Origin of the sequence: Aeromicrobium alkaliterrae, assembly GCF_039529015.1 — a bacterium.
Lineage (GTDB): Bacteria > Actinomycetota > Actinomycetes > Propionibacteriales > Nocardioidaceae > Aeromicrobium > Aeromicrobium alkaliterrae.
The window spans coordinates 125,613-151,058 of sequence record NZ_BAAAME010000005.1 but is presented as its reverse complement, the minus strand read 5'-3'; the positions used below and the strand labels follow the sequence as shown (position 1 = coordinate 151,058).

Below are 25,446 nucleotides of genomic sequence, written 5' to 3'. Positions count from 1 at the left end.
CGCATGCCCTCTGACCTCGGCTCCGGCTTCTTCCTCGTGCTCGAGGGCGGCGAGGGCGGCGGCAAGTCCACCCAGGCCGCACGCGCGGTCGAGTGGCTCCGCGCGGCCGGGCGCACCGTCGTGCAGACCCGTCAGCCGGGCGGCACGCCGGTCGGCCTCCGCCTGCGCGAGATCCTGCTGTCGCCCGAGACCGGCACGCTCGACCCGCGCACCGAGTCGCTGGTCTACGCGGCCGACAAGGCCGAGCACGTGGCCACCGTGATCTCACCGGCGCTCGAGCGCGGCGAGGTCGTCGTGTGCGACCGCTACGTCGACTCCACGCTGGCCTACCAGGGCGCAGGCCGCGCGATCGACGCCGACGAGCTGGCCCGCGTCGCCGCGTGGGCCACCGACGACCTGCGTCCGCACCTGACCGTCGTGCTCGACGTCGACCCCGAGGTCGGCCTGGTCCGCGCCGGTCGGGCGGGCGACGGGCACGACCGCATCGAGGCCGAGCCGCTGGAGTTCCACCGCCGGGTGCGTCAGCACTTCCTCGACCTCGCGGCGGCGCGGCCCGATGAGTACCTCGTCGTCGACGCCGACCGCGACCCGGCCGTCGTGCACGCCGAGATCCGTGCAGCCCTCGAGGCGCGGTTGTCGCAGGTGGGCCCCGGATGACGGTGTGGGACGAGCTGGTCGGCCAGGAGCCGGTCGTGAGCGCGCTGCAGGACGTCGTCGGAGACCCGCGCGGCTCCACCCACGCCTGGCTGTTCACGGGTCCGCCCGGCTCGGGCCGCTCCACCGCTGCCCTGGCCTTCGCGGCCGCGCTGCAGTGCGACACGGGGGGCTGTGGCGCCTGCGAGTCGTGCCGCATGGCCGCGGCCGGTTCCCATCCCGACGTCCAGGTCGTCCGCACCGACGGGCTCTCGATCGGCGTCGACCTGGCGCGTGACGCCGTGCGCCGCTCGGCCCTGCACCCGTCGCTCGGGCGCTGGCAGGTCCTCGTCGTCGAGGACGCCGACCGGTTGACGGACCAGGCCGCCAACGCGCTGCTGAAGTCGCTCGAGGAGCCCTCGCGACACACGATCTGGATGCTGTGCGCCCCGGCGGCCGAGGACGTCATCGTCACGATCCGCTCGCGCTGCCGCTCGGTCGTGCTCCGCACGCCGCCGGCCGCCGCGATCGCCGAGCTGCTCGTGCGCCGCGACGGCGTCGAGCCCGAGCTGGCCGCGGCCGTCGCCGCGGCCTCGCAGGGTCACATCGGTCGGGCCCGGGGTCTGGCCCGCGACCCCGCGTCGCGCGAGCGCCGCCGCGAGATCCTCTCGATCCCGCAGCGGGTCGGCCACCTGGGCGACGCGCTCGTCGCGGCCACCCAGGTCGACACCGAGGCCACGGCCCGCGCTGCGGCGTTCTGCGACGTCGCCGACGCCCGCGAGCTCGACGACATCAAGGCCTCCTGGGGCGTCGAGGACCGCGGCAAGCGGCCCGCCGGCTACGCGGGCGCCCTGTCGAGCCTGACCAAGGAGCAGGAGCGACGCCGCAAGCGCCTCGCCCGCGACGCGATCGACGGCGTGCTGCTGGACCTGCTGTCGTTCTGCCGCGATGTCGTCGCGGTGCAGCTCGGCGCGGCCTCGGCCACCGCGGGTCTCGTCAACGCCGACGTCGCCGAGTCGATCGCCGACCAGGCCCGCCTGTGGACGGTCGAGACGACGTTGGGCGCGATCGATGCCATCGTGGAGTGCCGGGCGGCCCTCGAGGCCAACGCTGCGCCGCTGTTGGCGCTGGAACGGCTCATGTCGAGCTTCGTGCCCGCGAGCCGCACACCGAGCACCTGACCGACCAATGGGGGATGGACGATGAAGAAGCTGTGGATCATCGGCGGGGTCGTGATCGCGCTGGTCGTGGCTGGCACGATCACCGCGGTCCTGCTGCTCACCGGCGACGACGACCAGCGGGCCGATCCCGAGCCCACCAGCGAGAGCGACGTCCCCGAGGGGCTCGAGCAGTACTACTCGCAGGAGCTCGACTGGCGCGACTGCGGCACCGACCGCTGCGCCACGATCACGGTGCCGATCGACTACGCCGAGCCTGACGGCGAGACCACCGAGATCGAGATGCGCGTGATCGGTGACGACGACGCCGAGAAGCATCTCTTCGTCAACCCGGGTGGCCCGGGCGGCTCGGCGATCGACTACGCCGTGTCGATGTCATACGCCCTGGGCGACGACGTGCTCGACGAGTACGCCGTCGTGGGTGTCGACCCCCGCGGCGTCGGCATCAGCTCGCCGCTGGAGTGCTACGACGACGAGCAGTTCGACGCGTACGTCGACACCGACCCCACGCCCGACGACCCGGCCGAGGTCCAGGCGGCCCAGGACCAGCTGTCCGGCATGGCCGAGGCCTGCGAGGCCAACTCCGGCGAGCTCGCCGCCCACGTCTCCACCGTCGAGGTCGCGCGCGACATGGACATCGCCCGCGCGCTCGTCGGCGACTCGGAGTTCAACTGGTTCGGCGCCTCCTACGGCACCTACCTCGGCGCCACGTACGCGGCGCTGTTCCCCGAGAAGGTCGGCCGGATGGTGCTCGACGGCGCGATCAATCCCGAGCTCGGTCCGGTCGAGTCCGCCCTGGGGCAGACCACCGGGTTCCAGCGCGCGCTCGAGGCGTACATCGCCGACTGCGCGACCGAGTCGGACTGCCCGCTCGGCACCGACCCCGTGGCGGGCGAGCAGCGGCTCGCCGACCTCCTGGCGCAGATCGACGCCCAGCCGATGCCCACGGGCAACGCCGACCGACCGCTCACGGAGGGTGAGGCGTTCTTCGGCGTCGCCCTGCCGCTGTACAGCGAGTCGCTGTGGCCTGAGCTGACCAAGGCGCTCGACGCGGCCGTCGGCGACGGCGACGGCTCTGGCCTGCAGATGCTCTCGGACCTGTACTTCGAGCGCAGCCCCAACGGCTCCTACAGCTCGAACATCGGCCAGGTCATCACCGCCGTCAACTGCCTCGACGCCACCGAGCGTCCGACCTTCGCCGACATGGAGGCCGACCTCGCGCAGTTCGAGGAGGTCTCGCCGGTCTTCGGCCGAGCCCTCGGCCTCGGCGCGGCCGGCTGCTCGGCGTGGCCGTTCGAGTCCGACGCGGAGCCGGTCGACTTCTCGGCCAAGGGTGCGCCGCCGATCCTGGTGCTCGGCACGACCCGCGACCCCGCCACCCCGTACGAGCAGGCCGTCGAGCTGGCCGACATCCTCGACTCCGGCGTCCTGATCTCGCGCGACGGCGACGGCCACACGGCCTACCAGTCGGGCAACCGCTGCATCACCGACGCGGTCGACGCCTACCTCGTCGACGGCACGGTCCCCGAGAAGGACCCCGAGTGCTGAGGGGCCGCGCTCCTTCGTCGCGCTCACTCCCGGCGCTCGCTAGAGCTCGCACCGGGCCCCTCTCCCTCGCTGCGCTCGGCCATGGATCCGAGCCGCGAGGCTGACCCTGCTTATTGGCGGGCGGCCTCGTGGTGCCGGATGACCTCGTCGATGATGAACGTCAGGAACTTCTCGGCGAACGTCGGATCCAGGTCGGCGTCGATCGCCAGGGCGCGCAGGCGCTCGATCTGACGGGCCTCGCGGGCCGGGTCCGACGGCGGCAGGTCGTGCGTCGCCTTGAGCCGGCCGACCCGCTGGGTGTGCTTGAACCGTTCCGCGAGCAGGTGCACCAGCGCCGCGTCGATGTTGTCGATGCTGGACCGGATTCGACCGAGCTCCTCGGTCACGCTGTCGTCGCTCACGGGTCGATTCTAGGAGAGCCCCGACCCGGATTCGCCTCGCCGCCCGCAGGTGGGTAGCATCGGTTCTCGGTCCGACGGGCGATCCCTGGCGGACTCCGCCGCCTTAGCTCAGTCGGCAGAGCGTCTCACTCGTAATGAGAAGGTCGTCGGTTCGATTCCGACAGGCGGCTCCACGATCAGGACCCCGGCCCCGTGCCGGGGTTCTGTCGTTGGTGCCTCAGCTCGACCCGGCAGAGCGTCTCACTCGTCATGAGAAGGTCGTCGGTTCGATTCCGACAGGCGGCTCCACGATCAGGACCCCGGCCCCGTGCCGGGGTCCTGTCGTTGGTGGGCTTACCCCCTTCGAGGCTCACTCGTGCCTCGCTCGCACCTCAGGGGGCGGGAAGCGTGACCATGCCCGTGACTGACCCCCCGACGCGGCAGGACCCCGGCCGGGTGGCCGGGGTCCTGTCACGTGAGGTGTGAGGGAGGGCGGTCAGCTCGCGCTGCTCTTGCGCTCGAAGATCAGCGGGTAGAGCGCGACCGCCAGGAGGAAGCCCTCGAGCAGGACGAGCGTCGCGAGGATGAGTCCGAGCCACTGGTCCACGATGTTCTCCCTTGCGTCGAGGTTCTGAAGGGTTCAACGAGGCAGCCGTGCGCCGGTTACGCAGGTGACAGACGTCGCAGCCGGGTCAGCGCCTCGTCGATGACCTCGGGTCGCTTGCAGAAGGCCCAGCGCACGAACGGCCGGCCGGGCTCGGGATCGAGATGCAGGACCTGGTGGGGGACCGCGACGACGCCGGCCAGCTCGGGCAGCCGGCGGCAGAAGTCGAGCCCGTCGTCGAAGCCGAGCGGACGGATGTCGGTCGTCGCGAAGTAGGTCGCTTGGGGGCGGATCACGCCGAAGCCCACGGCCTCGAGGCCGTCGCACAGTCGGTCGCGCTGGTCCTGCAGCTGGCGAGCCAGGTCGGCCACGAAGTCGTCCGCGTGATCGAGGGCCCACGCCACGGCACCCTGGAACGGCGTGCCCGAGGTGTAGCTCAGCCACTGCTTGGCCGCCATGACGGCCTCGACGAGGTGGGCCGGCCCGGTGGCCCACCCGATCTTCCAGCCCGTCACGGAGAACGACTTGCCGGCGCTCGAGATCGTCACGGTGCGGTCGGCCAGGCCCGGCACGGTCGCGACCGGCCGGTGACGCACGCCGTCGAACGTGAGGTGCTCGTAGACCTCGTCGCTGATGACGGTGAGGTCGTGCCGCTCGGCCAGCTCCGCGAGCGCCGTGAGCTCCTCGTCGGACAGCACCGCCCCCGTCGGGTTGTGCGGGGTGTTGACCATGATCGCGCGGGTGCGCGGACCGATCACGGCCTGCAGGTCCTCGACCGGGAGCCGGAAGTCGGGCGCGCGCAGCGTGACGGGAACGGGGACGGCGCCGGCCATGCGGATCATCGCGACGTAGGAGTCGTAGAACGGCTCGATCACGACGACCTCGTCGCCCGCGTCCACGAGGCCGAGCACGGCGGCCGCGATGGCCTCAGTAGCGCCGGTCGTGACGACGACCTGGGTGTCCGCGTCGAGCTCGACGCCGTGGTGGCGCGCCTGGTGGCGCACGATCGCGGCTCGCAGCTCGGGCGTGCCGAGGCCGGGTGCGTACTGGTTGTCACCGCTGGCGATTGCGGCGCGCGCCCGCTCGAGCAGCTCGGGAGGCCCGCTCGTGTCAGGGAAGCCCTGCCCGAGGTTGACCGCCCCCGTGCGCGCCGCGAGGGCGCTCATCTCGGCGAAGATCGTCGTGCCGAAGCCGTCGATGCGGCTGCTGGGGCGAACCATGCCCGCGAGCCTAACGCCGCCCGAGACGGGTCCGGACATGTAAAGACCCCGCCGTTCTCGGGGGGTGAAACGGCGGGGCTGTGTCCAGTGTACGCACATCAGCGGTACAACCGTCAACAACTTTTTGCATGCTGAGAGAGGCGATCCGCTTTTCTTACTCCCACGATCCGGGACCCGTGTGGGAGGATCTGATCACCATGGCCGTCATCGAGGCTCCCGAGCAGCCCTCCTCGCCCCCGCCGCGCCGCCGCAAGCCGCGGCGCCGCAGTCGTCTTCTGACGATCCTCGGCCTCGCCCTCGTGCTGACCGGTGTCGGCTTCATCGCCTACGTCGGGTGGGAGCTCTACGGCACCAACATCATCGCCGGGCAGAAGCAGGAAGCGGTCAAGGAGCAGATCGCCGAGGACTGGGCGAACAACATCGACTCCAACGCGATCGGCCTGCTCCGCGTCCCCCGCTGGGGCAGCGACTACGAGATGCCGATCATCCCCGGCAGCGACCTGCTCGACTCGAAGGGCCGCGCGGCCCTCGCCAGCGGTGTCGGCTGGTACGAGAAGGGCGTCGGCCCCGGCGAGGTCGGCAACTTCGTGATCGCAGGTCACCGCAGTGGTCGCGGCGCCGTGTTCAAGCGCCTCCCCGAGCTGCGCGCCGGCGACGAGGTCGAGATCGAGACCCGCACGCACCTGTACACCTACAAGCTGCGCATGAACGGCGACGAGATCAAGGTCGACTACTCGACCGGCTGGCCGCTGTTCCCGGTGCCCGACCCGAACGCGCGCGGCCAGGTGCCGACCGAGCCGCTCATGACGATGATCACGTGCGCCGAGATGTTCCACACCGACAACCGTCGTGTCGTGATCGGCGAGCTCGTCGACGTCGTGGAGAAGCCGGCCGCCCAGGCCGCTCCCGCCCCGTGAGCGGTCAGGCGACCGCGCCGATCCAGGACTACCAGCGCGCCTTCGTCGAGCTCGCGCTCGACCTCGGGGTGCTGCGGTTCGGCGAGTTCACGCTGAAGTCCGGACGCACCTCGCCGTACTTCTTCAACTTCGGCGGGTTCCGCACGGGCGCGGCCCTGGCCGGGCTCGGCCGCTTCTACGCCGATGCGATCGTGGCCGCAGACCGCGAGTTCGACGTCCTGCTCGGCCCCGCCTACAAGGGCATCCCCATCGCGGCCGCCACGGCCGTGCAGCTGGTCGAGCAGCACGGGCGCGACGTCCCGTGGTGCTTCAACCGCAAGGAGGCCAAGGCGCACGGCGAGGGCGGCACGATCGTGGGCGCCCCGCTCGAGGGTCGGGTCATGGTCATCGACGACGTCATCACGGCGGGCACCGCGATCCGCGAGGTCGCCGCGCTGGTCGAGGGTGCCGGTGCCGAGCTGGTCGGTGTCACGGTCGCGGTCGACCGGCAGGAACGGGGCCAGGGCGAGCTGTCGGCGATCGGCGAGGTCGAGCGCGACCTCGGGATCGGCGTCGACACGATCGTCAACCTGGACCTGCTCATCGCGTACCTGGTCGAGACCGGCCATCACGCCGAGCACCTCGACGCCGTCCGCGCGTACCGCAGCACCTACGGGGTATGACCGACGAGCCGGAGCGGCTCGAGGTCGGCGTCGGCCCGTGGGAAGGCCCGCTGCCCGAGGGTGACCACTGGGACCCGGAGCTGCTGGCCGACGGCGACCGCCGCAACGTGGTCGACCGGTACCGGTACTGGCTCCACGACGCGATCGTGGCCGATCTCGACACCCGTCGCCATCCGCTGCACGTCGTGATCGAGAACCTGCAGCACGACTTCAACATCGGCTCGGTCGTCCGCACCGCCAACGCGTTCAACGTCGCCGAGGTGCACGTCGTCGGCCGGCGCCGCTGGAACCGCCGCGGCGCGATGGTCACCGACCGCTACCTGCACGTGCGCCACCACCCGGACGTCGCCGACCTGACCGCCTGGGCGGCCGCGGAGGGCGTGCCGCTGGTCGGCATCGAGAACGGGCCGGGCTCGGTGCCGATCGAGACCGCCACGCTGCCACGCACGGTCGCCCTCGTGCTGGGGCAGGAGGGACCGGGCCTGTCGCCGGACCTCCTCGCGGCGTGCGGCGCGACGCTCTCGATCAGCCAGTTCGGGTCCACGCGCTCGATCAACGTCGGCGCGGCCGCCGCGATCGCGATGCACGCCTGGGTCCGCGAGCACATGGAGGGAACCGCATGAGCGACGTGCAGATCGACATCGTCGAGCCCGACGACCCGGACGCGCGGGCGGCCGTCTCGGCGTACCTGCGCGAGCTCGACGAGCGCTTCGCCACCGGGTTCGACCCCGAGCAGGCGGCGCACGACGAGGTCGAGTTCACCGGTGAGCGCGGCCGGTTCCTGGTCGCCCGCGTCGACGACGACGTGGTGGGCTGCGGTGCTCTGCGCTGGCTCTCCGATGACACTGCCGAGATCAAGCGGATGTGGGTCGACCCCTCACGTCGCGGCCTCGGACTCGCCAGGCGGCTGCTGCAGCAGCTCGAGGCGACGGCGCTCGCGAGCGGGCGCCCCGTCGTCCGGCTCGACACCCACCCCGACCTGGCTGCCGCGATCGCGCTCTACCGCGCCAACGGCTACCGCGACGTGCCGCGGTACAACGACAACCCGTACGCCGGGCTGTGGTTCGAGAAGCGCCTAGACCCGTGACTCGCGCCTGATCGCGAGGGCGAGCAGCAGACCGGCTGCGAGGGCCACGACGCCGTGGGCGATGCGGACCGGGGCCGGGCCGAAGAACTGCGGCAGGAAGGCCACGAGCCAGACGCCGAGCAGGATCGGACCGGCGGGCAGGGCCGAGCGGCGCGCCCGCAGGACCAGCAGGACCCCGGCGACGGCCAGGAGCAGCAGGCCCACCGAGAACAGCGTGACCGGGGCCAGCGCGTAGCGGAATCCGTCACCGAGCTCGACGAGCGAGGCGTCGCCGGTGTCGCGGGCGAGCTCGCCGACCATCGGCAGGCCGTAGGCCTCCGCGCCGTAGTACGGCAGCACGAGCGCGGTGCCGAGTGCGAGCAGGACCGGCACGGCGACACGCAGTCGACCCACGGCCGCGTCGAGGCTCGCGGCCGCCACCAGGAGGACGAGGCCGAGCATCGCGGCGGTGTGCGACACGACCCAGGCCGTGGAGTCCCAGGCCACGACGCCGGCCAGCGTCGTCTCGTCCTCCCACGGCCGCAGGGCGGGGTAGAGCAGCAGCAGGGCGCCGGCGGCGACCCAGGCGGCCGTGGCCGTGAGGTCGCGGGTCGAGGTGGTCACGGCGCGGACGCTAGGGAGCCCGGATGAACGCGCGGTGTCGTCCAGCGGCGTCGCGGGTCAGGACCTAGGGTCGAAGGCATGACTCGCGTGCTCGTGATCGGGGGTGACGCCGCCGGCATGAGCGCCGCGGCGGCCCTGCGTCGTCGTCTGCCGGACGCCTACGAGGTCGTCGTGCTGGAGCGCGACGCGTGGACCTCCTACTCGGCCTGCGGCATCCCGTACTGGGTCGCGGGCGACGTCGCCGAGGCCGACGACCTGGTGGCCCGCTCCCCGGAGCAGCACCGCAAGAACGGCATCGACCTGCGCACGGGCACCGCCGCGGTCGCGATCGACCTCGAGGCGCGCGAGGTGGAGACCGACGCGGGCGAGCGTCTGGCGTTCGACGTCCTGATCGTCGCGACGGGCGCCGAGCCCCTGCGGCCGGACCTGCCCGGCATCGACGGCGAGGGCGTCCTCGGCGTCCAGTCGCTCGGCGACGGCCAGGCCGTCATCGACGCGCTCGAGCAGAAGCCGAAGAACGTGGTGGTCGTGGGCAGCGGCTACGTCGGTCTCGAGATGGCCGAGGCGTTCGTCGCGCGTGGCATCGGCACGACCGTCGTCGAGAAGGCTCCGGTGCCCCTCTCGATCATCGAGCCGAGCCTGGGCGAGAAGGTGGCCGAGGCGATGCGCGGCCGGGGCATCGAGCTGCTGACCGACGCCGCGGTCGAGGGATTCGAGCTCGACGACGACGGCCACGTGCGCGGCGTGGTGGTGGACGGCGAGACGATCCCGGCTGACCTCGTCGTGCTGGGGCTCGGGGTGCGGGCGAGGTCCGACCTCGCCGCCGCGGCGGGCCTTCCGACCGGCGTGAAGGGCGGCATCGTGACCGATGCCCGCCAGCGCGTCGCCGGGGCCGATCGCGTCTGGGCGGCGGGCGACTGCGTCGAGACGCGCGACCGCACGACCGACCTGCCGATCCACCTGCCGCTCGGCACGCACGCCAACAAGCAGGGGATGGTCGTCGCCGACGACGTCGCGGCGACGCTGCTGGGGGAACCGAACCGGCTGACCTTCCCGGGAGTCGTGCAGACCGCCATCACGAAGTTCTGCGCGCTCGAGATCTCCCGCACGGGCCTGGGCGAGCAGCAGGCGAAGGACGCGGCGTTCGACCCGGTCGTCGTCTCGATCCAGACCAGCGACCGGGCGGGCTACATGCCCGAGCCGGGGGAGATGACGGTGCTGCTCGTCGCCGACCGCCAGACGCGCCGACTGCTGGGCGTGCAGGTCGTCGGCTCCGAGAACGCCGGACTGCGGGTCGACGCCGCGGCGACCGCGATCACGGCGGGCATGACGGTCGACGACGTGGTGATGCTCGACCTGGCCTACGCGCCGCCGTTCGCGTCGGTGTGGAGCCCGATCCAGGTCGCCGCGCGGGCTGCGGTCAAGGCCCTCGACTCCTGAGGCCGCCGGGGCTGGAATACTGGCGGGGTCAGTCGTCCGTGACCCAGGAGCCCCCATGCCCGTCGCCACTCCCGAGATCTACGCCGAGATGCTCGACAAGGCCAAGCGCGAGTCGTTCGCCTACCCGGCCATCAACGTCTCGAGCTCGCAGACCCTGAACGCGGCGCTCGCCGGGTTCGCCGAGGCCGAGAGCGACGGCATCATCCAGATCTCGACCGGCGGCGCCGAGTACCTCTCGGGCCCCACCGTCAAGGACATGGTGTCCGGCTCGCTGGCGTTCGCCGCGTTCGCGCAGGAGGCGGCCAAGAAGTACCCGGTCAACGTCGCCCTGCACACCGACCACTGCCCCAAGGACAAGCTCGACGGCTTCGTGCGGCCGCTGATCGCCGCCTCGGAGGAGCGCGTCAAGAGCGGCGGGCTGCCGTACTTCCAGTCGCACATGTGGGACGGGTCGGCCGTGCCGCTCGAGGAGAACCTCGAGATCGCGCAGGAGCTGCTGGCCCGTGCCGCGGCCGCCAAGATCATCCTCGAGGTCGAGATCGGCATCGTCGGCGGCGAGGAGGACGGCGTCGAGGGCGGCATGGGCGAGCACCTGTACACGACCCCCGAGGACGCGCTGGCCACGGCCGCCGCGCTCGGTGTCGGCGAGAAGGGGCGCTACCTGACCGCGCTGACGTTCGGCAACGTGCACGGCGTCTACAAGCCGGGCAACGTGACGCTGCGTCCGGAGATCCTCAAGGCCGCCCAGGAGGCCGTCGCCGCGCAGTACGGCAAGGACGCCCCGTTCGACCTCGTCTTCCACGGTGGCTCGGGTTCGCTGCCCGAGGAGATCTCGGCGGCCGTCGACTACGGCGTCGTCAAGATGAACGTCGACACCGACACCCAGTACGCGTTCACGCGTCCGGTCGCGGGCCACATGCTCGCGAACTACGACGGGGTCCTGAAGGTCGACGGCGAGGTCGGCAACAAGAAGCAGTACGACCCGCGCGCGTGGGGCAAGGCCGCCGAGGCCGGCATGGCCGCCCGCATCGTCCAGGCCTGCACCGAGCTCCGCAGCACCGGCACCAAGCTCTGACCCCTCCGCGGTTTCCCACGAGACCGCTCGAATCCCGCGTCGAGCGCACGAAACTTCGTACGCTCGACGCGGGATTCCTGGGTGGGCCCAGGAATCCTCACGCTGCTCGGCCGCCATACAGGCGACGTGACTGCTCCATCGCGGCGAGCAGGCCGACCGCGGTGCCGCGGCGGCGACCACCCTCGAGATCGCCCCAGATCATCCGGCTCATGCCCCACATCAGCCGTCGGACGCCGTCCTCCCGCACTTTCTCGTGCGCCAGGTCCCGGCCGGTCTGGTACTTCAGCATCCCGTCGAACTCGGCCAGGTGGCGGTACTCCCACCAGCCGAAGTCCGACTTGCCGACGAGCTCGCCGTCCTCGTCGCGCACCTCGACCTGCAGCTGGGGTCGCGGCAGCTTGAACTCCCACATCAGGTAGCGCGCTCGCGACTCGCCGGCCGACTCCGCCCGCTCGTCGCTCAAGGTCAGCGCGAGCTTGGCGTGGCGGGCCCGGCGCCAGTCGGAGTGGGAGCGTGCCTCGCGCAGCAGCTGGTCCTCGTCGGTCAGCCCGAGGTGCTGCAGCGAGTCGACGATCACGAGCCCGGACTCGGTGGTCTCGCGCACCGCGACGTCCCACGCGGTGCGGGCGGGCGTCGTGACCAGCAGTCCGTCGACCTCGATCACGTCGCTGTCGTCGAGGCGCGCGACGTGGTGGGCGACTCCGGCCTGGTGGCGGCCCCGGCCGTCGTCGAGCCGCGTGACGTGGACGTGGGCGAGGTCGACGCCCCACGTCGCGGCGCCGTGCAGGATCGCCGCCGACTGGTGGGAGAAGGCCACCGCGCCGTCGAACCGGGTGGCGATCGCGTGGCAGCGCAGCGCGTGCTGCTCCTCCGGGCGCAGGCGCGCGAACTCTGGTCCGGCGTAGAGGCCCACGCCGATGCGCAGGAGCGTGCCGTCGCGCACGGCGTGCGACAGCACGCGGTCGTCGATGCCGCGCGCCAGCACGTCGGGGCGGGTGATGAAACCGCGGTCGCGCACGAGGTGGTCGAGGTCCGGGTGCATGGACCGAGCATCGGTGCCCGCCGCCGACGGGTCGAACGGCTACCCACAGCCCCGCGCGCGGATTCCTGGGTGATCCCAGTAATCCTGCATCGAGCGCACGAAGTTTCGTACGCTCGATGCAGGATTCGAGCGGTCTCGTGGGAAACCGCGGCGGGGAAACGTGGAGGACACGCGACCTCACACGGTCTTGTTCCGAGCGAAACCAGTCCGAAACGACGGGGCCGTGGACTTGAGCCATGACCACGGGCCACCTCGACGCACACCGCCACATCGGGCGGCTGCCGGAGTTCGCGTTCTACGGCGGCCCGCCGATCCAGGCCGACGTCACCGCCAAGGCCACCGTCGCCGAGTTCATCGCGACCCTCGACGAGGAGGGCACCGAGCGGGCGCTGGTGCTGCCGAACTACGGCGTGCCGATCCCCGATGCCGCGTTCGACCTGAACCCGCTCGCGATCGAGGCGGCCCAGAAGGACGACCGCGTCAGCTGCGGCCTCTGGGTCTCGCCCAAGGCGTCCGACGCCGAGCGCAACGACGGCGCCCTGGCCCTCGCGACCGAGCACGGCGTGAAGGCGCTCAAGACGAGCTTCCTCCTCGGTGGTTCCCCGACCGACCCCGACTGCGCCGAGCAGATCGACCGGATTTTCACCACGGCCGCCGCCCACGACCTCGTGGTCCACGTGCACACCTCGCCGGGCGCCGCGAGCGACGTCGACCAGATCGGCCACCTCGTCGAGAAGTACGGCGACGACACCAAGATCCACCTCGTCCACCTCGGCGGCGGCATGAGCGGCCACATGAAGCTCATCGGCGGCCGGCTCTTCGACTGGATCGAGGCCGGCAAGCAGGTCTACACCGACACGAGCTGGACGATCGGCTTCGCCCCGCTCTGGCTCGTCAGCGAGATCGAGAAGCGCGGCGTGGGCCACGACCGGATCCTCTTCGCGACCGACGCCCCCTGGGGCGACTTCGCCGGCGAGCACGCGCGCCTCGCGGCCGCCGCGGGCGACGGCGAGCTCGCCGACCACTTCTTCCGTCGCAACTTCGAGGCGCTCTACGGCACCTGACCTCGACCACCAGCCCCTGGCCCGCAACGGCGCGACGCCAGCTGCACGACCCGGCTCGACCCGACACCCACCGCAGCACACCAGGAGAACTGATGACCGACATCGACGACCAGATCGCCGCCAACATCGAGGCCTCGCTCGGCGAGATCGCGCACCCGTCGCTGCCGAAGGGCACCAACCTCTACGGCTCCACGAAGATCTTCCCCGACTACCAGGCCGAGGAGGGGCAGTCGTACTTCACCCTGATCCACGGCATCCCGCACGAGTCCTCGGTCAGCTTCGTCGCGATCCTGCAGGCCACCCGCGCGCTGCGGAAGGGCTTCGAGACCGCGATCTACTTCTACGGCCCCGGCACGCTGGCCGTCTCGGCCAACCGTGGCTTCCCGACCACGGGCGACGCGGGCTTCCCGGGCGAGCTCAACATGAACGGCTCGCTCGAGACGTACATCTCCGAGGGTGGCACCGTGTTCGCGTGCCGCTTCGGCCTGGCGCTGCACGGCATCCGCGAGGAGGACCTGATCGAGGGCGTCATCCCGGCGCACCCGCTCGACGTGCAGGACGCGATCATCCACTACGCCCGCAAGGGCGCGATCATCAACTCCGTCTACAACCTCTGATCCCGTGAACGCGCCCAGCTGCGGAGCCACGGCCACCCGCACCAGCACTCGAGTCGACGTCGCCATCTCGGGCATCCGACTGCTCGATGCGCCGGTCAGCCGGCAGTCGGGCGCGGGACCGAGCGACGACGGTCACGTGCTGCTCGGGGGGATCGGGACCGCGATCCCGATCAACCCCGACAGCCCGTTCACGATCAACCGGGGGCGCCTGCTCCTCGACGGGGCCGACACCGGCCTCGGCGTGGAGCCGGTGCGCCGTCCGAGGTTCTACGACCTCGAGACCGCCGACGGCGTCTCGTACGAGAAGATCGCCCGCCTGCACTCGGCCAACGTGCTCGCCACGACCGTCGTGCAGACGTGCGTGCGGTACGACGAGGCCGAGCGGTGCCGGTTCTGCGCGATCGAGAAGTCGCTCGAGGCGGGCTCGACGATCGCGGTCAAGACGCCCGCGCAGATCGCCGAGGTGGCCAAGGCCGCGCACGACCTCGACGGCATCACGCAGATGGTCATGACCACCGGCACGTCGAACGGACGCGACCGGGGCGCGACCCACCTGGCCCGCTGCGTGCGGGCCGTGCGCGAGGTGCTGCCCGACCTCGCGATCCAGGTGCAGTGCGAGCCGCCGGCCGACCTGCGGACGATCACCGACCTGTACGAGGCGGGGGCCCGCTCGATCGGCATCCACGTCGAGTCGATGGACGAGGACGTGCGCCGGCGGTGGATGCCGGGCAAGTCGTCGGTGCCGCTCGACGAGTACCGCGCCGCGTGGCGCGAGGCGGTGCGCGTGTTCGGCCACAACCAGGTCTCGACGTACCTCCTCGTGGGGCTCGGCGAGGACCCCGACGAGATGGTCGAGGCCGCGCAGGAGCTCGTCGACATGGGTGTCTACCCGTTCGTCGTGCCGTTCCGGCCCCTCGCCGGCACGCTCGCGACCGATGTCGACCAGGTGCCCCCGCCCCCGGCGGAGGTGCTGCAGGACGTCACGCGTCGCGTGGCTCACGCCCTGATGGAGGCCGGCATGCACGGCTCCGACCAGGCCGCCGGTTGCGCGGCCTGTGGCGCCTGCAGCGTGCTGCAGTCCGAGGGGGCGTGATCCCCGTGGCCTATGTCGACCTCGATCGCGGCATCCTCACCGGCACCCGCCCGTCGCCCGCCCCGACCTTCCTGGTCGAGCAGGCGCAGACCCGGGCGGAGCTCGACGCCTACCGGGCGCTGCGCCGCGAGGTGTTCGTGGCCGAGCAGGGCATCTTCGCCGGCGACGACGCCGACCGGGTCGACGACGACCCGCGCACGATCGTGCTCGTGGCCCGCACCCCGGACGGCTCGCTCCTCGGCGGGGTGCGGATCGCACCGGCGGTCGAGGGTCGCGACATCGGCTGGTGGGCCGGCAGCCGCCTCGCGGTGAGCGCCGCGGCCCGCACCCACGCGGGCATCGGTGGAGCCCTGGTGCGTGCCGCCTGCGCCCGGGCGGAGGCCGAGGGCGCGCTGCGCTTCGACGCCACGGTGCAGGCACAGAACGAGCCGCTGTTCGTCCGGCTCGGCTGGACCACGCTCCGCTCGCTCGACGTCCACGGGCGCCCGCACGTCCACATGCTGTGGCCGATCGACCGCGTCGAGCGCCTGGCCCGCGCCACGAAGGCGGCGCTCGGCGCCCTGCTCGACGGACTGGACGCGCCCGCCGGGTTCGTCGGCGACGACGCCGCTCCCGTGCCCGGCTCCGACCTGCTCGCCGCGTGCGACGCGATCCTGCCGTCGATGGTCGAGCGCGACCCGGAGTGGGCGGGCTGGTGCGCCGTGCTGGTCAACCTCAACGACATCTCGGCGATGGGGGCCGCGCCCGTGGGTCTGCTCGACGCGGTCGGCGCTCGCGACGCCTCGTTCGCCCGTCGCATCCTCCGTGGACTGCGCGCCGCCTCCGAGGCGTGGGGCGTGCCGGTGCTCGGCGGTCACACGCAGCTCGGTGTGCCGGCCTCGCTCAGCGTCACCGCACTGGGCCGCGCCGATGCGCCGGTCCCCGGGGGCGGAGGCCGTCCCGGCGAGTCCCTGCGGCTCACCGCGGACCTCGGCGGCGCCTGGCGGCCGGGCTACACCGGGTCGCAGTGGGACTCCTCGTCCCACCGCCGGGCCGACGAGCTGCGTGCCCTGGCCGGCGTGGTGCCGGCCCTGCAGCCCACCGCCGCCAAGGACGTCAGCATGACCGGCGTCATCGGCACCACGGGGATGCTCGCCGAGGCCAGCGGCTGCAAGGCCGTGCTCGACGTCGCCGACGTCCCGATGCCGGCCCAGGCGAGCGCCGGCGACTGGCTCACGTGCTTCCCCGGGTTCGCGATGGTCACGGCCGAGCGCACCCCCAGCCGCGCCGTGCTGACGGACACGCTCCCGCCACTCGTCGACACCGCCGTCTGCGGACGGCTGACCCAGGGGCACGGCGTCGACCTGCGCTGGCCCGACGGACTCGTGACGTCGGCGGTCGCCGACGGCGTGACCGGACTCGGAACCTCCCAGACCAAGGACCCCTCATGACGCTGACCCACCTGGCCGCCGCGTCGGCCAACTTCGGACGCGACCTCGACGAGGCCTACGCCCAGATCACCCGCCTCGTCGCCGAGGCCCGCACCCGCGACGTGAAGCTCCTGGCGCTGCCCGAGGCGGCGCTCGGTGGCTACCTCTCGACGCTGCACACCGACGGCGACGGTCCTGACTCGCTGCCGCCGATCATCGACCTCGACGGACCGGAGCTGCGTCGCGTCGCCGAGATCGCGGGCGACATGACGGTGGTGCTCGGCTTCTGCGAGGCCGACGGCGGCACGCGCTACAACTCGGCCGCCGCGCTCACCGGCGACGGCGTGATCGGCGTGCACCGCAAGGTGCACCAGCCGCTCGGCGAGAACCTCTACTACGAGGCCGGCAGCGTCTACGAGACCTTCGAGACGCCGATCGGGCGCCTCGGCATGCTGATCTGCTACGACAAGGCCTTCCCCGAGGCGGCCCGTGCGCTGGCGCTCGACGGCGCCCAGGTCGTCGCCTGCATCTCGGCCTGGCCCTCCTCGCGCACCGCGGGTGCCAGCGACATCGCGGAGGACCGCTGGACCAAGCGGTTCAACCTGTTCGACCAGGCACGCGCGCTCGAGAACCAGATCGTCTGGGTCGCGGCGAACCAGGTCGGCACGTTCGGCTCGATGCGGTTCGTCGCCAACGCCAAGATCGTCGGTCCCGGCGGCGACGTGCTGGCGACGACCGGCACCGAGGCGGGACTCGCGATCGCCGGCGTCGACCTCGACGACGCGCTCGCGACCGCCCGCCGGTCGATGTTCCACCTGCGCGACCGCCGCCCCGACACCTACGTCACGGAGGCGCCGGTCCATGCCTGAGATGACCTTCACGGTGCGCTGGCCCGACGGTGCGGTCGAGGACTGCTACTCGCCGTCGCTCGTCGTGCACGACCACCTGGACGTCGGCGGCACGTACGCGGTCCCCGAGTTCGTCGACCGCTGTCGCACGGCGCTTGGCATCGCCAGCGACCGCGTCCGGGCGAAGTACGGCTTCGCCTGCACCGCGTCGGCAGCCTCGCTCGACCGCATCGTCAGCACCGCCGGACGCCACTCGGACCGCGGCGTCGTCGAGGTGCTCACGATGCATCCGGACCTTCCGAAGGAGTCGTCATGACCGTTCCCGTCGCGATCGTGGGAGCCGGCCAGGCCGGGCTCTCGGTCAGCTGGTTCCTGACCCAGGAGGGGGTCGAGCACGTGCTGCTCGAGGCCTCCACCACGGCCCACGAGTGGACCGACCGCCGGTGGGACAACTTCACCCTGGTCACGCCCAACTGGCACTGCCGCCTCCCGGGGTACGTCTACGAGGGCGACGACCCCGACGGCTTCATGAACCGCGAGCAGGTCGCGGCGTGGCTCGCCGGGTACGCGGCCAGCTTCGACCCGCCGGTGCGCGAGCACACCGCCGTGACGCTGATGACCCAGCGCGAGGGCGGCGGCTTCGTGCTGACGCTCGCGGGCCCCGACGGCGAGGAGGTGCTCGAGGCCGAGCAGGTCGTGCTGGCCACGGGCGGCTACCACCTGCCGATCGTGCCGCCGTTCGCCGCGGCGATCGACCCGTCGATCACCCAGGTGCACTCGGCCGACTACCGCAACGCCGCGCAGCTGCCCGACGGCGACGTGCTGGTCGTCGGATCGGGGCAGTCGGGCGCGCAGATCGCCGAGGACCTGCACCTCGAAGGGCGGAAGGTCCACCTCGCGCTGGGCGACGCCCCGCGCGTGGCCCGCTTCTACCGCGGCCGCGACTGCATGACGTGGCTCGCCGACATGGGTCTGTACGACACGCCCGTGCAGCAGTACCCCGGAGGCCGGGCGGCGCGCGAGAAGACCAACCACTACGTGACGGGCCGCGACGGCGGGCGCGACATCGACCTGCGCCAGTTCGCCGCCGAGGGCATGCGCCTCTACGGCCTCATGTCCGGCGCGGAGGGCACCCGGCTGTCGTTCGAGCCCACCATGACCGCCGCGCTCGACTCCGCCGACGCGGTCTACAACTCCATCTGTCGCGACATCGACGCGTTCATCGAGCGCGAGGGCATCGACGCCCCGGCCGGCGAGCACTACGAGGCGGTCTGGTCGCCCGACCACGAGCCGCGCATGCTCGACCTGGCGGAGGCCGGCATCACCTCGATCGTGTGGGGCATCGGCTACCGACCGGACTACCGCTGGGTCAAGGTCGGCGTGTTCGACGGTGCGGCCGCGCCGACGCAGACCCGCGGGGTCACCTCGGTCCCCGGGCTGTACTTCCTGGGCCTGCCGTGGATGCACACGTGGGGGTCGGGCCGGTTCAACGGCATCGCCCGCGACGCGGAGCACGTCTTCCGCAGCATCGTCGGTGCTCGACAGCCCGCCGCGGTCGAGCTGTAGGCCGTGCGCATCGGCGCCGTCGCGGCCCACTTCGGGCGCGACGTCCCGCGGGCCCTCGACAAGGTCGAGGGCATCATCGGCGACGCCCGGGAGTCGGGGGTCGACCTGCTGGTGCTGCCCGACGCGACCCTCGGCGGCTACCTCGCCGACCTGCGCAGCCCCGACCCGAACGCCCTGCCGCCGGCGTTCGCCGAGGACTCCTTCGAGGTCGGTCGGGTCGTCGCGATGGCGCGCGACATGGTGGTCTGCTTCGGCTACACCGAGGAGACGTTCGACGGCGGCGAGCTGCGGCACCACAACGCGGCCCTGTGCGTGACGGGCGACGGGATCCTCGGGCGCCACCGCAAGGTGCACCAGCCGGCGGGGGAGTCGCTGGTCTACGCCGCGGGCGACTCCTTCGAGGCCTTCGACACCCCGGTGGGCCGCATGGGGATGCTGATCGACTACGACAAGACCTTTCCCGAGGCGGCACGCACCCTCGCGCTCGACGGCGCGGAGGTGCTCGCGTGCCTCTCGGCGTGGCCCGCGAGCGTCACCGACCGGGCGTCGCGCCTGCCGCAGGACCGGCAGTCGCGGCTGTTCGACCTGTACGACAGCGCCCGGGCGGCCGAGAACCAGGTCGTCTGGGTGTCCTCGAACCAGACCGGAGTGATGGGCGGCCTGCGGTTCCTCGGGCAGGCGAAGGTCGTGGGGCCGGGCGGCGACGTGCTCGCCCGGACCTGGTCGAAGGGCGCACTGGCCGTCGCCGAGGTCGACGTGCCGCTCGAGATCGCCCGCTCGCGGCGCATCCTGCACCACCTCAAGGAGCTCACGCCGAGCAGCTACCGGACGGGTGAGAGCTCGTGAAGCTCGCCCTGCTGACGTACTCGTCCAAGCCGCGCGGCGGGGTGGTGCACACGCTCGCGCTGGCCGAGGCGCTCGCGGCGCTGGGCCACGACGTCCACGTCTGGACGCTCGCGCGCGGCGGCGACACCGCCTTCTTCCGGCCCGTCGACCCCGCCGTGACGGTGCACGCCGTGCCGTTCCCGACGATCGACGGCGAGGAGGTCGGCGCGCGGATCCTGCGGTCGATCGACACGCTGCGGGGAGCCTTCGCGCCGGAGCACGCCGGGTACGACGTCGTGCACGCGCAGGACTGCATCACGGCGAACTCCGTGACCACGGCGGGCCTGCCGTGCGTGCGCACGATCCACCACCTCGACACGTTCACGACGCCCGAGCTCGCGGCGTGCCACGAGCGCGCCGTCGTGGAGCCGGTCGCCCGCATCTGTGTCTCGTCGGCCGTGGCCACCGAGGTGCGCATGGGCTGGGGCCTCGCCCCGACCGTCATCGCGAACGGCGTCGACTCCGCGCGCTTCGAGGCGGGCGCGGCGGACGCCGAGGGGCGGGCTCGGTGGGGCGAGAAGCTCGGGCCGTACGTGCTCGCGCTGGGCGGGATCGAGCCGCGCAAGGGCAGCATCGACCTGCTCGAGGCCTACGCGATGCTGCGTCGTCGGCGCCCCGACCTGCGCCTGGTGTTCGCCGGTGGCGAGACGTTGTTCGACTACCGCGACTACCGCCGCGAGTTCGATCGCCGGGCGCGCGAGCTGCACGTCGTGCACGAGATGCTCGGCGTGGTCGACGACGCCGACCTGCCGTCGCTCGTGGCCCAGGCCGAGGCCCTCGCGTTCGTCTCGACCAAGGAGGGCTTCGGGCTCGCGGCGATGGAGGCGCTCGCCGCCGGGGTGCCCGTCGTGGCGCGCGACCTGCCGGTGCTGCGCGAGGTGTTCGGCTCGGCGGTCTCGTACGCGACCTCTCCGGTCGGCATCGCGGGGGCACTGGCCACCGCCGTCACGACACCGGGGGAGCCCGAGGTCGGGCGCGCGCTCGCGCGGTCCTACACCTGGGAACGGGCGGCTCGGGCGCACGTCGCGTTCTACGAGGCGCAGCTGGCCTGATGCCCTCCCCCTCGAGCAGCGCGGTGCCGATCGGTCGCGCGTTCACGCTCCTCGCCGAGCGTGAGCCCGACCGTCCGGCGGTCACGGTGGGGCAGCGGGTCGTCACCCGGGCCGAGCTCGAGTCGCTCGGCAACCGGCTCGCGCGGACCTGGGCGGCCGAGGGCGTGGGAGTCGACGACCTCGTGACGGTGAGCCTGCCGAACGGGCTCGACCTCGTGCTGGCGTGCGTCGCGGCGTGGAAGCTCGGTGCGACGCCGCAGCCGCTGTCGCCCCGGCTGCCGGCCGCCGAGCGGCTCCGGTTGCTCACGGCGATCGATCCCCGCCTCGTCGTGGATGCCCCGGTCGAGATCGGCACGCGCGACGACGCGCCGCTGCCGGACGCCGTCGCCGCGTCGTGGAAGGCGCCGACGTCGAGCGGCAGCACCGGGGTGCCGAAGCTGCTGCGCGACCCGAACCCCTCGACCGTCGACCCGGACGCCGTCGTGGCGCCGTTCGTGCCGCGTGACGTCGTGCAGCTCGTGGCCGGGCCGCTGTTCCACGCCGCGCCGTTCACGTACGCGATGCGCGGGCTGATGAAGGGGCACGAGCTCGTCGTGCTGCCGCGTTTCGACGCCGGAGAGGCGCTGGCGGCGATCGAGCGTCACCGGGTCGGGTGGACGATGCTCGTGCCCGCCACGATGGCGCGGATCTGGCGGCACCCGGAGCGGGCCCGGACCGACGTGTCGTCGCTGCACTCGGTCATGCACATGGCGGCGCGCTGTCCCGAGCCGCTGAAGCGCGGCTGGATCGACTGGCTGGGCCCGGAACGGGTCGTCGAGGTCTACGCCGGCACCGAGGCGCAGGGGATCACGATGATCCGCGGCGACGAGTGGCTCGATCGGCCCGGCTCGGTGGGGCGGCCGGTCGCGGGGTCGCGGTTCCGGGCGGTGCGGGCCGACGGCTCGGACTGCGCGCCGGGCGAGGTCGGGGAGCTGGTGATGCAGCGCGACGGCGGGCTCCCGGGCTGGCACTCGCTCTCCGACGCCGGCTGGGTCGACGCCGGTGGCTACGTGTTCGTCGCCGACCGGCTCGACGACGCGATCACGGTCGGGGGCGTGATCGTGCACCCGGCCGACGTGGAGGCGGTCGTCGACACGCACCCGGACGTGCGGTCGTCGGTCGCGGTGGGGCGGCCGGACGCCGAGCTGGGCGAGGTCGTCCACGTCGTCGCCGAGTCGCAGGCGGATCCGGACGAGCTCCTCGCGTGGGTGCGCGCCCGGCTCGATCCCGAGAAGCGACCCCGCACCCTCGAGACCACGGCCGAACCCCTGCGCGACGACACCGGCAAGACCCGCCGCGCCCGCCACCGCCCCGCCGCCGGGCGGTGAGACAGGAACCTGTCGTCCCACCGGGCGGTGAGTGAGGGACGTGTCCAAGCCCTCGACACGTCTCTGGCTCACCGCCAGGGTGGCGACACGTCCCTGGCTCACCGCCCAGGGGCGGGTGGTCGGGCTGCGGGGTCACCACCGGCGGGGCAGGCTGGAGGTGACCCCCCGTTCGACGACGTTGCTGGAGGAATCACCCATGCCGACCCTCGCGATCATCGGAGCAGGATCCAACCTCGGGGCCGCGGTCGCCCGGCGCTTCGCCAAGGAGGGCTTCTCGGTCGGGCTGATCTCCCGGAACCTCGAGCGCATCACGAGCCTCGCCGACGACCTCGGCGCCGAGGGCATCACGGCCCGCGGCTACAGCGCCGACGTGCGCGACCCGGCGTCGATCCGGGAGGCGCTCGACGCCGTCTCGGCCGACCTCGGTCCGGTCGACGTCCTGCAGTACAGCCCGCTGCCGGCCAAGGAGTACCTGCGCCCCGTCCTGGAGACGACGGTCGACGACCTGCAGCCCGCGCTCGAGTTCTCGGTGCACGGTCCGCTGACGGCGATCCACCACGTCACCCAGCACATGCGCTTCCTCGGCGGCGGCACGATCCTGCTCGTCAACGGCGGCAGCGCGGTGCGCCCGGTCGCGAAGTTCGCGGGCACCTCGGTCTCGTTCGCGGCGGAGTCGGCGCTCGGCCAGATGTTCCACGAGGCGCTCGCGCCCGACGACATCCACGTCGGGCAGCTCATCATCCCGGGCGCGATCGAGCCCGGCCACCCGCGCAAGGACCCCGAGGTCATCGCCGAGCGGCTGTGGGAGATCCACACGACCCGCGGCGACTTCCGGACCTTCGCCCAGGACCTCGACGCCGACTGACCCCGCGCTGCGGGAAACCGCGCGGGGGAGCCGGGTTAGGGTCGGGGCATGAGCAACTTGCTGGGAGAGCCGCCGGAGACCCTGCTGCCGGAGGACCCGGGTGCTGCGCGGATCGCGGCCGGCGAGCCGGCCCGCGAGGTCGCGGCGGCGGTGCCGGAGTCCACGCTCGCGTGGGCCCTGCTGTCGGCCGAGGCGCTGGCCGGAGGCCGTGAGGTCGAGGGCTACGCCTTCGCCCGCACGTCGTACCACCGCTCGCTCGACCTGCTGCGCCGCAACGGCTGGAAGGGCCACGGCCCCGTGCCGTGGGGCCACGAGCCGAACCGCGGCTTCCTGCGCTCGCTCGCGGTCCTGGCCGACGGCTCCGAGCGCCTCGGCGACGAGGTCGAGGCCCACCGCTGCCGCGAGTTCCTGCGCGAGTCGAGCCCCGAGGCGTACGCGATCCTCGTGGGCTGACGCCCTGCGCCGGTGAATCGGCGCCAGACCCTCGATTTCGTCCGCGCCGTGTAGTTGCATGGCGCCATGCGCATGATCGAGGCCCGCGGGCTCGTCCAGGTGTTCCAGACCAAGCAGGGCCGGCAGAAGGTCGAGGTGCGCGCCGTCGACGGCGTCGACCTCGACATCGAGGAGGGCGAGGTCGTCGGCTTCCTCGGCCCGAACGGGGCCGGCAAGACCACGACGTTGCGCATGCTCACGACCCTGCTCAAGCCCACCGCGGGCACGGCCACGGTCGCGGGCTACGACGTGGTCACCCAGTCCGAGGACGTCCGGCGCAGCATCGGCTACGTGTCCCAGGCCGGCGGCGTGTCCACCTTCGCCCGGGCGGGCGAGGAGGTCATGGACCACGGGATGCTCTACGGCCGCACCAAGGCCGAGGTCGAGAAGCGCGGCAAGGAGCTGTTCGAGCAGCTGCAGCTCGACGGGCTGTGGGAGCGCACCGCCAAGACCATGTCGGGCGGCCAGAAGCGCCGCCTCGACATCGCGATGGGGCTGATCCACGACCCGAGCCTGATCTTCCTCGACGAGCCCACGACGGGCCTCGACCCGCAGGCGCGCGCGAACCTGTGGGAGCACATCGCCGACCTCCGCAAGCGCCACGGGGCCACGATCTGCCTCACCACGCACTACCTCGACGAGGCCGACGCGCTGAGCGACCGCATCGTCATCATCGACCGCGGCCGGATCGTCGCCTCCGACACGCCCGACCACCTCAAGGCGGCCGTCTCGGGCGACCTGGTCGACCTCGAGATCGCCGACGCCGCCCACGTGGCGGATGCCGCGGGCCGCCTCGGCGCGCTGACCGAGGCCGACGTCGTGGTCGACGGGAACCGGGTCAGCGGCCGCATCCCAAAGGCCGGTCGAGCCGTCCCCGGCCTCCTGCGCGACCTCGACCACGCCGGCATCGTGCTCGACGCGATCGAGGTCCACCGGCCCACGCTCGACGACGTCTTCCTGACGCTCACGGGGCGCTCGCTGCGCGACGCCGAGGCGGCACCCGAGACCGATGTCGAGCCCGTCGCCGAGGGGAGCCTCGCATGACCACGTTCGTCCACGACAGCTTCATCGTCTTCCGCCGCCAGCTGCGGATGAACCTGCGCAACCCCGCCTGGGTCATCATCGGGATGCTGCAGCCGGTCATGTACCTGCTGCTGTTCGGGCCGCTGCTCAAGCCGCTCATCAGCCAGTTCGGCGCCACCAACGCGTACACGTTCTTCGTGCCCGGCATGCTGATCCAGCTCGGCATCTTCGGCGCGTTCTTCGCGGGCTTCAGCCTGATCGGAGAGTGGCGCGAGGGCGTCATCGAGGCCGAACGAGTCACGCCGGCCAGCCGCACGGCGCTGCTCGTGGGCCGGCTCACGCGCGACCTCCTGCAGCTGTTCGTGCAGGCGATCATCCTGGTGGTGCTCGGCTACGCGCTGGGCATGACCGCGTCGTTCGGTGGCATGCTGCTCGGGGTCCTGCTGACGCTGCTGATCGGTGGTGCGTGCGCCGCGGCCTCGAACGCCTTCGCGCTGACGGTCAAGAGCGAGGACGTCATGGCCCCGGTCATCAACATGGTGATGATGCCGGTGCTCCTGCTCTCGGGCATCCTCCTGCCGATGACGATCGGGCCGGCCTGGCTCGACAGGGCCAGCGACTTCATGCCGATCCGGCACGTCGTCGACGCCACCCGCGACGTCTTCGGCGGCGAGTTCGCCAGCTCGGAGGTCGCGTGGGGCACGGGCTGGGCGCTCGTCCTGTTCGTCCTCGCGCTGTGGTGGGGCACTGCGGTGTTCAAGCGCGAGAACAGCTGA

26 protein-coding genes, 2 tRNA genes and 1 pseudogene are annotated in these 25,446 nt (G+C 72.3%); 25 read left to right on the top strand and 4 right to left on the bottom strand.

The genetic code is table 11. From position 1 onward, the window contains the following. Nucleotides 1-3 precede the first annotated feature (3 nt). Genes tmk through ABD127_RS14765 form a run of 3 tightly spaced genes read left to right on the top strand, consistent with a single transcriptional unit; the run spans nucleotide 4 to nucleotide 3,359 of the window. A complete protein-coding gene (gene tmk / locus ABD127_RS14775) occupies nucleotides 4-657 on the top strand; it encodes a dTMP kinase (RefSeq protein ID WP_344202899.1) in 654 nt (217 codons plus the stop codon). Beyond that, complete coding sequence (locus ABD127_RS14770) at nucleotides 654-1,814, top strand: DNA polymerase III subunit delta' (RefSeq protein WP_344202897.1); 1,161 nt, start codon at nucleotides 654-656, stop codon at nucleotides 1,812-1,814. Before tmk ends, ABD127_RS14770 begins: the two co-directional genes overlap by 4 nt. Nucleotides 1,815-1,835: 21 nt before the next feature. Further along, complete coding sequence (locus ABD127_RS14765; protein WP_344202895.1) at nucleotides 1,836-3,359, top strand: alpha/beta hydrolase; 1,524 nt, start codon at nucleotides 1,836-1,838, stop codon at nucleotides 3,357-3,359. 23 nt (nucleotides 3,360-3,382) lie between these two features. Here ABD127_RS14765 and ABD127_RS14760 read toward each other — a convergent pair. Continuing rightward, nucleotides 3,383-3,745 (bottom strand): annotated as a pseudogene (locus ABD127_RS14760) (chorismate mutase). Nucleotides 3,746-3,857: 112 nt separating this feature from the next. Between ABD127_RS14760 and ABD127_RS14755 the strand changes: the two are divergent. Together ABD127_RS14755 and ABD127_RS14750 are read left to right on the top strand one after the other, a co-directional pair. After that, nucleotides 3,858-3,933 (top strand) — tRNA-Thr (locus tag ABD127_RS14755). Between the two features lie 38 nt (nucleotides 3,934-3,971). Then, a tRNA-Thr gene (locus ABD127_RS14750) sits at nucleotides 3,972-4,048 on the top strand. A gap of 354 nt (nucleotides 4,049-4,402) precedes the next feature. On the opposite strand, the gene ABD127_RS14745 is transcribed toward ABD127_RS14750, so the two are convergent. Further along, nucleotides 4,403-5,563 carry a pyridoxal phosphate-dependent aminotransferase gene (locus tag ABD127_RS14745; RefSeq protein WP_344202894.1) on the bottom strand — a complete coding sequence of 387 codons (1,161 nt, stop codon included), beginning with the start codon at nucleotides 5,561-5,563 and terminating at the stop codon, nucleotides 4,403-4,405. Between the two features lie 197 nt (nucleotides 5,564-5,760). Between ABD127_RS14745 and ABD127_RS14740 the strand changes: the two genes are divergently transcribed. Genes ABD127_RS14740 through ABD127_RS14725 form a run of 4 tightly spaced genes read left to right on the top strand, consistent with a single transcriptional unit; the run spans nucleotide 5,761 to nucleotide 8,229 of the window. Next, nucleotides 5,761-6,480: a sortase domain-containing protein gene (locus tag ABD127_RS14740; protein ID WP_344202892.1), complete on the top strand. Its 720-nt coding sequence runs from the start codon at nucleotides 5,761-5,763 to the stop codon at nucleotides 6,478-6,480. Further along, entirely contained in the window at nucleotides 6,477-7,142 is a 666-nt protein-coding gene (gene pyrE, locus ABD127_RS14735; protein WP_425545830.1) for an orotate phosphoribosyltransferase, read from the top strand. The genes ABD127_RS14740 and pyrE overlap by 4 nt, the downstream gene beginning before the upstream one ends. After that, entirely contained in the window at nucleotides 7,139-7,765 is a 627-nt protein-coding gene (locus ABD127_RS14730; protein ID WP_344202890.1) for a TrmH family RNA methyltransferase, read from the top strand. The genes pyrE and ABD127_RS14730 overlap by 4 nt, the downstream gene beginning before the upstream one ends. Further along, nucleotides 7,762-8,229: a GNAT family N-acetyltransferase gene (locus ABD127_RS14725; RefSeq protein ID WP_344202888.1), complete on the top strand. Its 468-nt coding sequence runs from the start codon at nucleotides 7,762-7,764 to the stop codon at nucleotides 8,227-8,229. Before ABD127_RS14730 ends, ABD127_RS14725 begins: the two co-directional genes overlap by 4 nt. Here the strand turns inward: ABD127_RS14725 and ABD127_RS14720 are convergent. Further along, nucleotides 8,218-8,832 carry a hypothetical protein gene (locus tag ABD127_RS14720; RefSeq protein WP_344202886.1) on the bottom strand — a complete coding sequence of 205 codons (615 nt, stop codon included), beginning with the start codon at nucleotides 8,830-8,832 and terminating at the stop codon, nucleotides 8,218-8,220. The two genes, ABD127_RS14725 and ABD127_RS14720, sit on opposite strands and share 12 nt — an antisense overlap. Before the next feature lie 78 nt (nucleotides 8,833-8,910). Here ABD127_RS14720 and ABD127_RS14715 point away from each other — a divergent pair, with 78 nt between their 5' ends. Beyond that, nucleotides 8,911-10,272, top strand: coding sequence for an FAD-dependent oxidoreductase (locus ABD127_RS14715; RefSeq protein ID WP_344202884.1), 1,362 nt, complete (start codon nucleotides 8,911-8,913; stop codon nucleotides 10,270-10,272). A gap of 55 nt (nucleotides 10,273-10,327) precedes the next feature. Then, a complete protein-coding gene (fbaA, locus tag ABD127_RS14710) occupies nucleotides 10,328-11,347 on the top strand; it encodes a class II fructose-bisphosphate aldolase (protein ID WP_344202882.1) in 1,020 nt (339 codons plus the stop codon). 97 nt (nucleotides 11,348-11,444) lie between these two features. Here fbaA and ABD127_RS14705 read toward each other — a convergent pair whose 3' ends face one another. Next, complete coding sequence (locus ABD127_RS14705; RefSeq protein WP_344202880.1) at nucleotides 11,445-12,389, bottom strand: type IV toxin-antitoxin system AbiEi family antitoxin domain-containing protein; 945 nt, start codon at nucleotides 12,387-12,389, stop codon at nucleotides 11,445-11,447. 236 nt (nucleotides 12,390-12,625) lie between these two features. Here ABD127_RS14705 and ABD127_RS14700 point away from each other — a divergent pair, with 236 nt between their 5' ends. The 14 genes from ABD127_RS14700 to ABD127_RS14635 all read left to right on the top strand — a co-directional run bounded on the left by ABD127_RS14700 (nucleotide 12,626) and on the right by ABD127_RS14635 (nucleotide 25,446). Next, nucleotides 12,626-13,453 (top strand): amidohydrolase family protein, encoded by an 828-nt coding sequence (locus ABD127_RS14700; protein ID WP_344202878.1) that lies wholly within the window; start codon nucleotides 12,626-12,628, stop codon nucleotides 13,451-13,453. A 92-nt stretch (nucleotides 13,454-13,545) separates the two neighbouring features. Continuing rightward, a complete protein-coding gene (locus ABD127_RS14695) occupies nucleotides 13,546-14,070 on the top strand; it encodes an MSMEG_0572/Sll0783 family nitrogen starvation response protein (protein ID WP_344202877.1) in 525 nt (174 codons plus the stop codon). A gap of 4 nt (nucleotides 14,071-14,074) precedes the next feature. Further along, a complete protein-coding gene (locus ABD127_RS14690) occupies nucleotides 14,075-15,163 on the top strand; it encodes an MSMEG_0568 family radical SAM protein (protein ID WP_344202875.1) in 1,089 nt (362 codons plus the stop codon). A gap of 5 nt (nucleotides 15,164-15,168) precedes the next feature. Next, nucleotides 15,169-16,593: an MSMEG_0567/sll0787 family protein gene (locus tag ABD127_RS14685; RefSeq protein ID WP_344202873.1), complete on the top strand. Its 1,425-nt coding sequence runs from the start codon at nucleotides 15,169-15,171 to the stop codon at nucleotides 16,591-16,593. Next, the gene (locus ABD127_RS14680; RefSeq protein ID WP_344202872.1) at nucleotides 16,590-17,441 is read left to right on the top strand and encodes a carbon-nitrogen hydrolase family protein; all 852 of its coding nucleotides are present in this window, start codon (nucleotides 16,590-16,592) and stop codon (nucleotides 17,439-17,441) included. Before ABD127_RS14685 ends, ABD127_RS14680 begins: the two co-directional genes overlap by 4 nt. Next, complete coding sequence (locus tag ABD127_RS14675) at nucleotides 17,434-17,736, top strand: MSMEG_0570 family nitrogen starvation response protein (protein ID WP_344202870.1); 303 nt, start codon at nucleotides 17,434-17,436, stop codon at nucleotides 17,734-17,736. Before ABD127_RS14680 ends, ABD127_RS14675 begins: the two co-directional genes overlap by 8 nt. Then, entirely contained in the window at nucleotides 17,733-18,986 is a 1,254-nt protein-coding gene (locus tag ABD127_RS14670) for an MSMEG_0569 family flavin-dependent oxidoreductase (protein WP_344202868.1), read from the top strand. The genes ABD127_RS14675 and ABD127_RS14670 overlap by 4 nt, the downstream gene beginning before the upstream one ends. Nucleotides 18,987-18,989: 3 nt before the next feature. Continuing rightward, nucleotides 18,990-19,832, top strand: coding sequence for a carbon-nitrogen hydrolase family protein (locus tag ABD127_RS14665; protein ID WP_344202866.1), 843 nt, complete (start codon nucleotides 18,990-18,992; stop codon nucleotides 19,830-19,832). Then, nucleotides 19,829-20,923, top strand: a complete 1,095-nt coding sequence (locus ABD127_RS14660) for an MSMEG_0565 family glycosyltransferase (protein ID WP_344202865.1) — start codon at nucleotides 19,829-19,831, stop codon at nucleotides 20,921-20,923. Before ABD127_RS14665 ends, ABD127_RS14660 begins: the two co-directional genes overlap by 4 nt. Then, nucleotides 20,923-22,290, top strand: coding sequence for an AMP-binding protein (locus ABD127_RS14655; RefSeq protein ID WP_344202863.1), 1,368 nt, complete (start codon nucleotides 20,923-20,925; stop codon nucleotides 22,288-22,290). Before ABD127_RS14660 ends, ABD127_RS14655 begins: the two co-directional genes overlap by 1 nt. A 196-nt stretch (nucleotides 22,291-22,486) precedes the next feature. Further along, nucleotides 22,487-23,155: an SDR family NAD(P)-dependent oxidoreductase gene (locus ABD127_RS14650; RefSeq protein ID WP_344202862.1), complete on the top strand. Its 669-nt coding sequence runs from the start codon at nucleotides 22,487-22,489 to the stop codon at nucleotides 23,153-23,155. Between the two features lie 48 nt (nucleotides 23,156-23,203). Further along, on the top strand, nucleotides 23,204-23,608 hold the full coding sequence (locus ABD127_RS14645; protein WP_344202860.1) for a DUF3151 domain-containing protein: 405 nt from the start codon (nucleotides 23,204-23,206) through the stop codon (nucleotides 23,606-23,608). Between the two features lie 66 nt (nucleotides 23,609-23,674). Continuing rightward, nucleotides 23,675-24,691 (top strand): ATP-binding cassette domain-containing protein, encoded by a 1,017-nt coding sequence (locus ABD127_RS14640; RefSeq protein WP_425545829.1) that lies wholly within the window; start codon nucleotides 23,675-23,677, stop codon nucleotides 24,689-24,691. Beyond that, on the top strand, nucleotides 24,688-25,446 hold the full coding sequence (locus ABD127_RS14635; protein ID WP_344202858.1) for an ABC transporter permease: 759 nt from the start codon (nucleotides 24,688-24,690) through the stop codon (nucleotides 25,444-25,446). Before ABD127_RS14640 ends, ABD127_RS14635 begins: the two co-directional genes overlap by 4 nt.

What these genes read in the sequence shown, in the direction of transcription:
- tmk (WP_344202899.1), top strand. Translation starts at nt 4, where the DNA reads ATGCCCTCTGACCTCGGCTCCGGCTTCTTCCTCGTGCTCGAGGGCGGC.
- ABD127_RS14770 (WP_344202897.1), top strand. Translation starts at nt 654, where the DNA reads ATGACGGTGTGGGACGAGCTGGTCGGCCAGGAGCCGGTCGTGAGCGCG.
- ABD127_RS14765 (WP_344202895.1), top strand. Translation starts at nt 1,836, where the DNA reads ATGAAGAAGCTGTGGATCATCGGCGGGGTCGTGATCGCGCTGGTCGTG.
- ABD127_RS14745 (WP_344202894.1), bottom strand. Translation starts at nt 5,563, where the DNA reads ATGGTTCGCCCCAGCAGCCGCATCGACGGCTTCGGCACGACGATCTTC.
- ABD127_RS14740 (WP_344202892.1), top strand. Translation starts at nt 5,761, where the DNA reads ATGGCCGTCATCGAGGCTCCCGAGCAGCCCTCCTCGCCCCCGCCGCGC.
- ABD127_RS14730 (WP_344202890.1), top strand. Translation starts at nt 7,139, where the DNA reads ATGACCGACGAGCCGGAGCGGCTCGAGGTCGGCGTCGGCCCGTGGGAA.
- ABD127_RS14725 (WP_344202888.1), top strand. Translation starts at nt 7,762, where the DNA reads ATGAGCGACGTGCAGATCGACATCGTCGAGCCCGACGACCCGGACGCG.
- ABD127_RS14715 (WP_344202884.1), top strand. Translation starts at nt 8,911, where the DNA reads ATGACTCGCGTGCTCGTGATCGGGGGTGACGCCGCCGGCATGAGCGCC.
- fbaA (WP_344202882.1), top strand. Translation starts at nt 10,328, where the DNA reads ATGCCCGTCGCCACTCCCGAGATCTACGCCGAGATGCTCGACAAGGCC.
- ABD127_RS14705 (WP_344202880.1), bottom strand. Translation starts at nt 12,389, where the DNA reads ATGCACCCGGACCTCGACCACCTCGTGCGCGACCGCGGTTTCATCACC.
- ABD127_RS14700 (WP_344202878.1), top strand. Translation starts at nt 12,626, where the DNA reads ATGACCACGGGCCACCTCGACGCACACCGCCACATCGGGCGGCTGCCG.
- ABD127_RS14695 (WP_344202877.1), top strand. Translation starts at nt 13,546, where the DNA reads ATGACCGACATCGACGACCAGATCGCCGCCAACATCGAGGCCTCGCTC.
- ABD127_RS14680 (WP_344202872.1), top strand. Translation starts at nt 16,590, where the DNA reads ATGACGCTGACCCACCTGGCCGCCGCGTCGGCCAACTTCGGACGCGAC.
- ABD127_RS14675 (WP_344202870.1), top strand. Translation starts at nt 17,434, where the DNA reads ATGCCTGAGATGACCTTCACGGTGCGCTGGCCCGACGGTGCGGTCGAG.
- ABD127_RS14670 (WP_344202868.1), top strand. Translation starts at nt 17,733, where the DNA reads ATGACCGTTCCCGTCGCGATCGTGGGAGCCGGCCAGGCCGGGCTCTCG.
- ABD127_RS14655 (WP_344202863.1), top strand. Translation starts at nt 20,923, where the DNA reads ATGCCCTCCCCCTCGAGCAGCGCGGTGCCGATCGGTCGCGCGTTCACG.
- ABD127_RS14650 (WP_344202862.1), top strand. Translation starts at nt 22,487, where the DNA reads ATGCCGACCCTCGCGATCATCGGAGCAGGATCCAACCTCGGGGCCGCG.
- ABD127_RS14645 (WP_344202860.1), top strand. Translation starts at nt 23,204, where the DNA reads ATGAGCAACTTGCTGGGAGAGCCGCCGGAGACCCTGCTGCCGGAGGAC.
- ABD127_RS14640 (WP_425545829.1), top strand. Translation starts at nt 23,675, where the DNA reads ATGCGCATGATCGAGGCCCGCGGGCTCGTCCAGGTGTTCCAGACCAAG.
- ABD127_RS14635 (WP_344202858.1), top strand. Translation starts at nt 24,688, where the DNA reads ATGACCACGTTCGTCCACGACAGCTTCATCGTCTTCCGCCGCCAGCTG.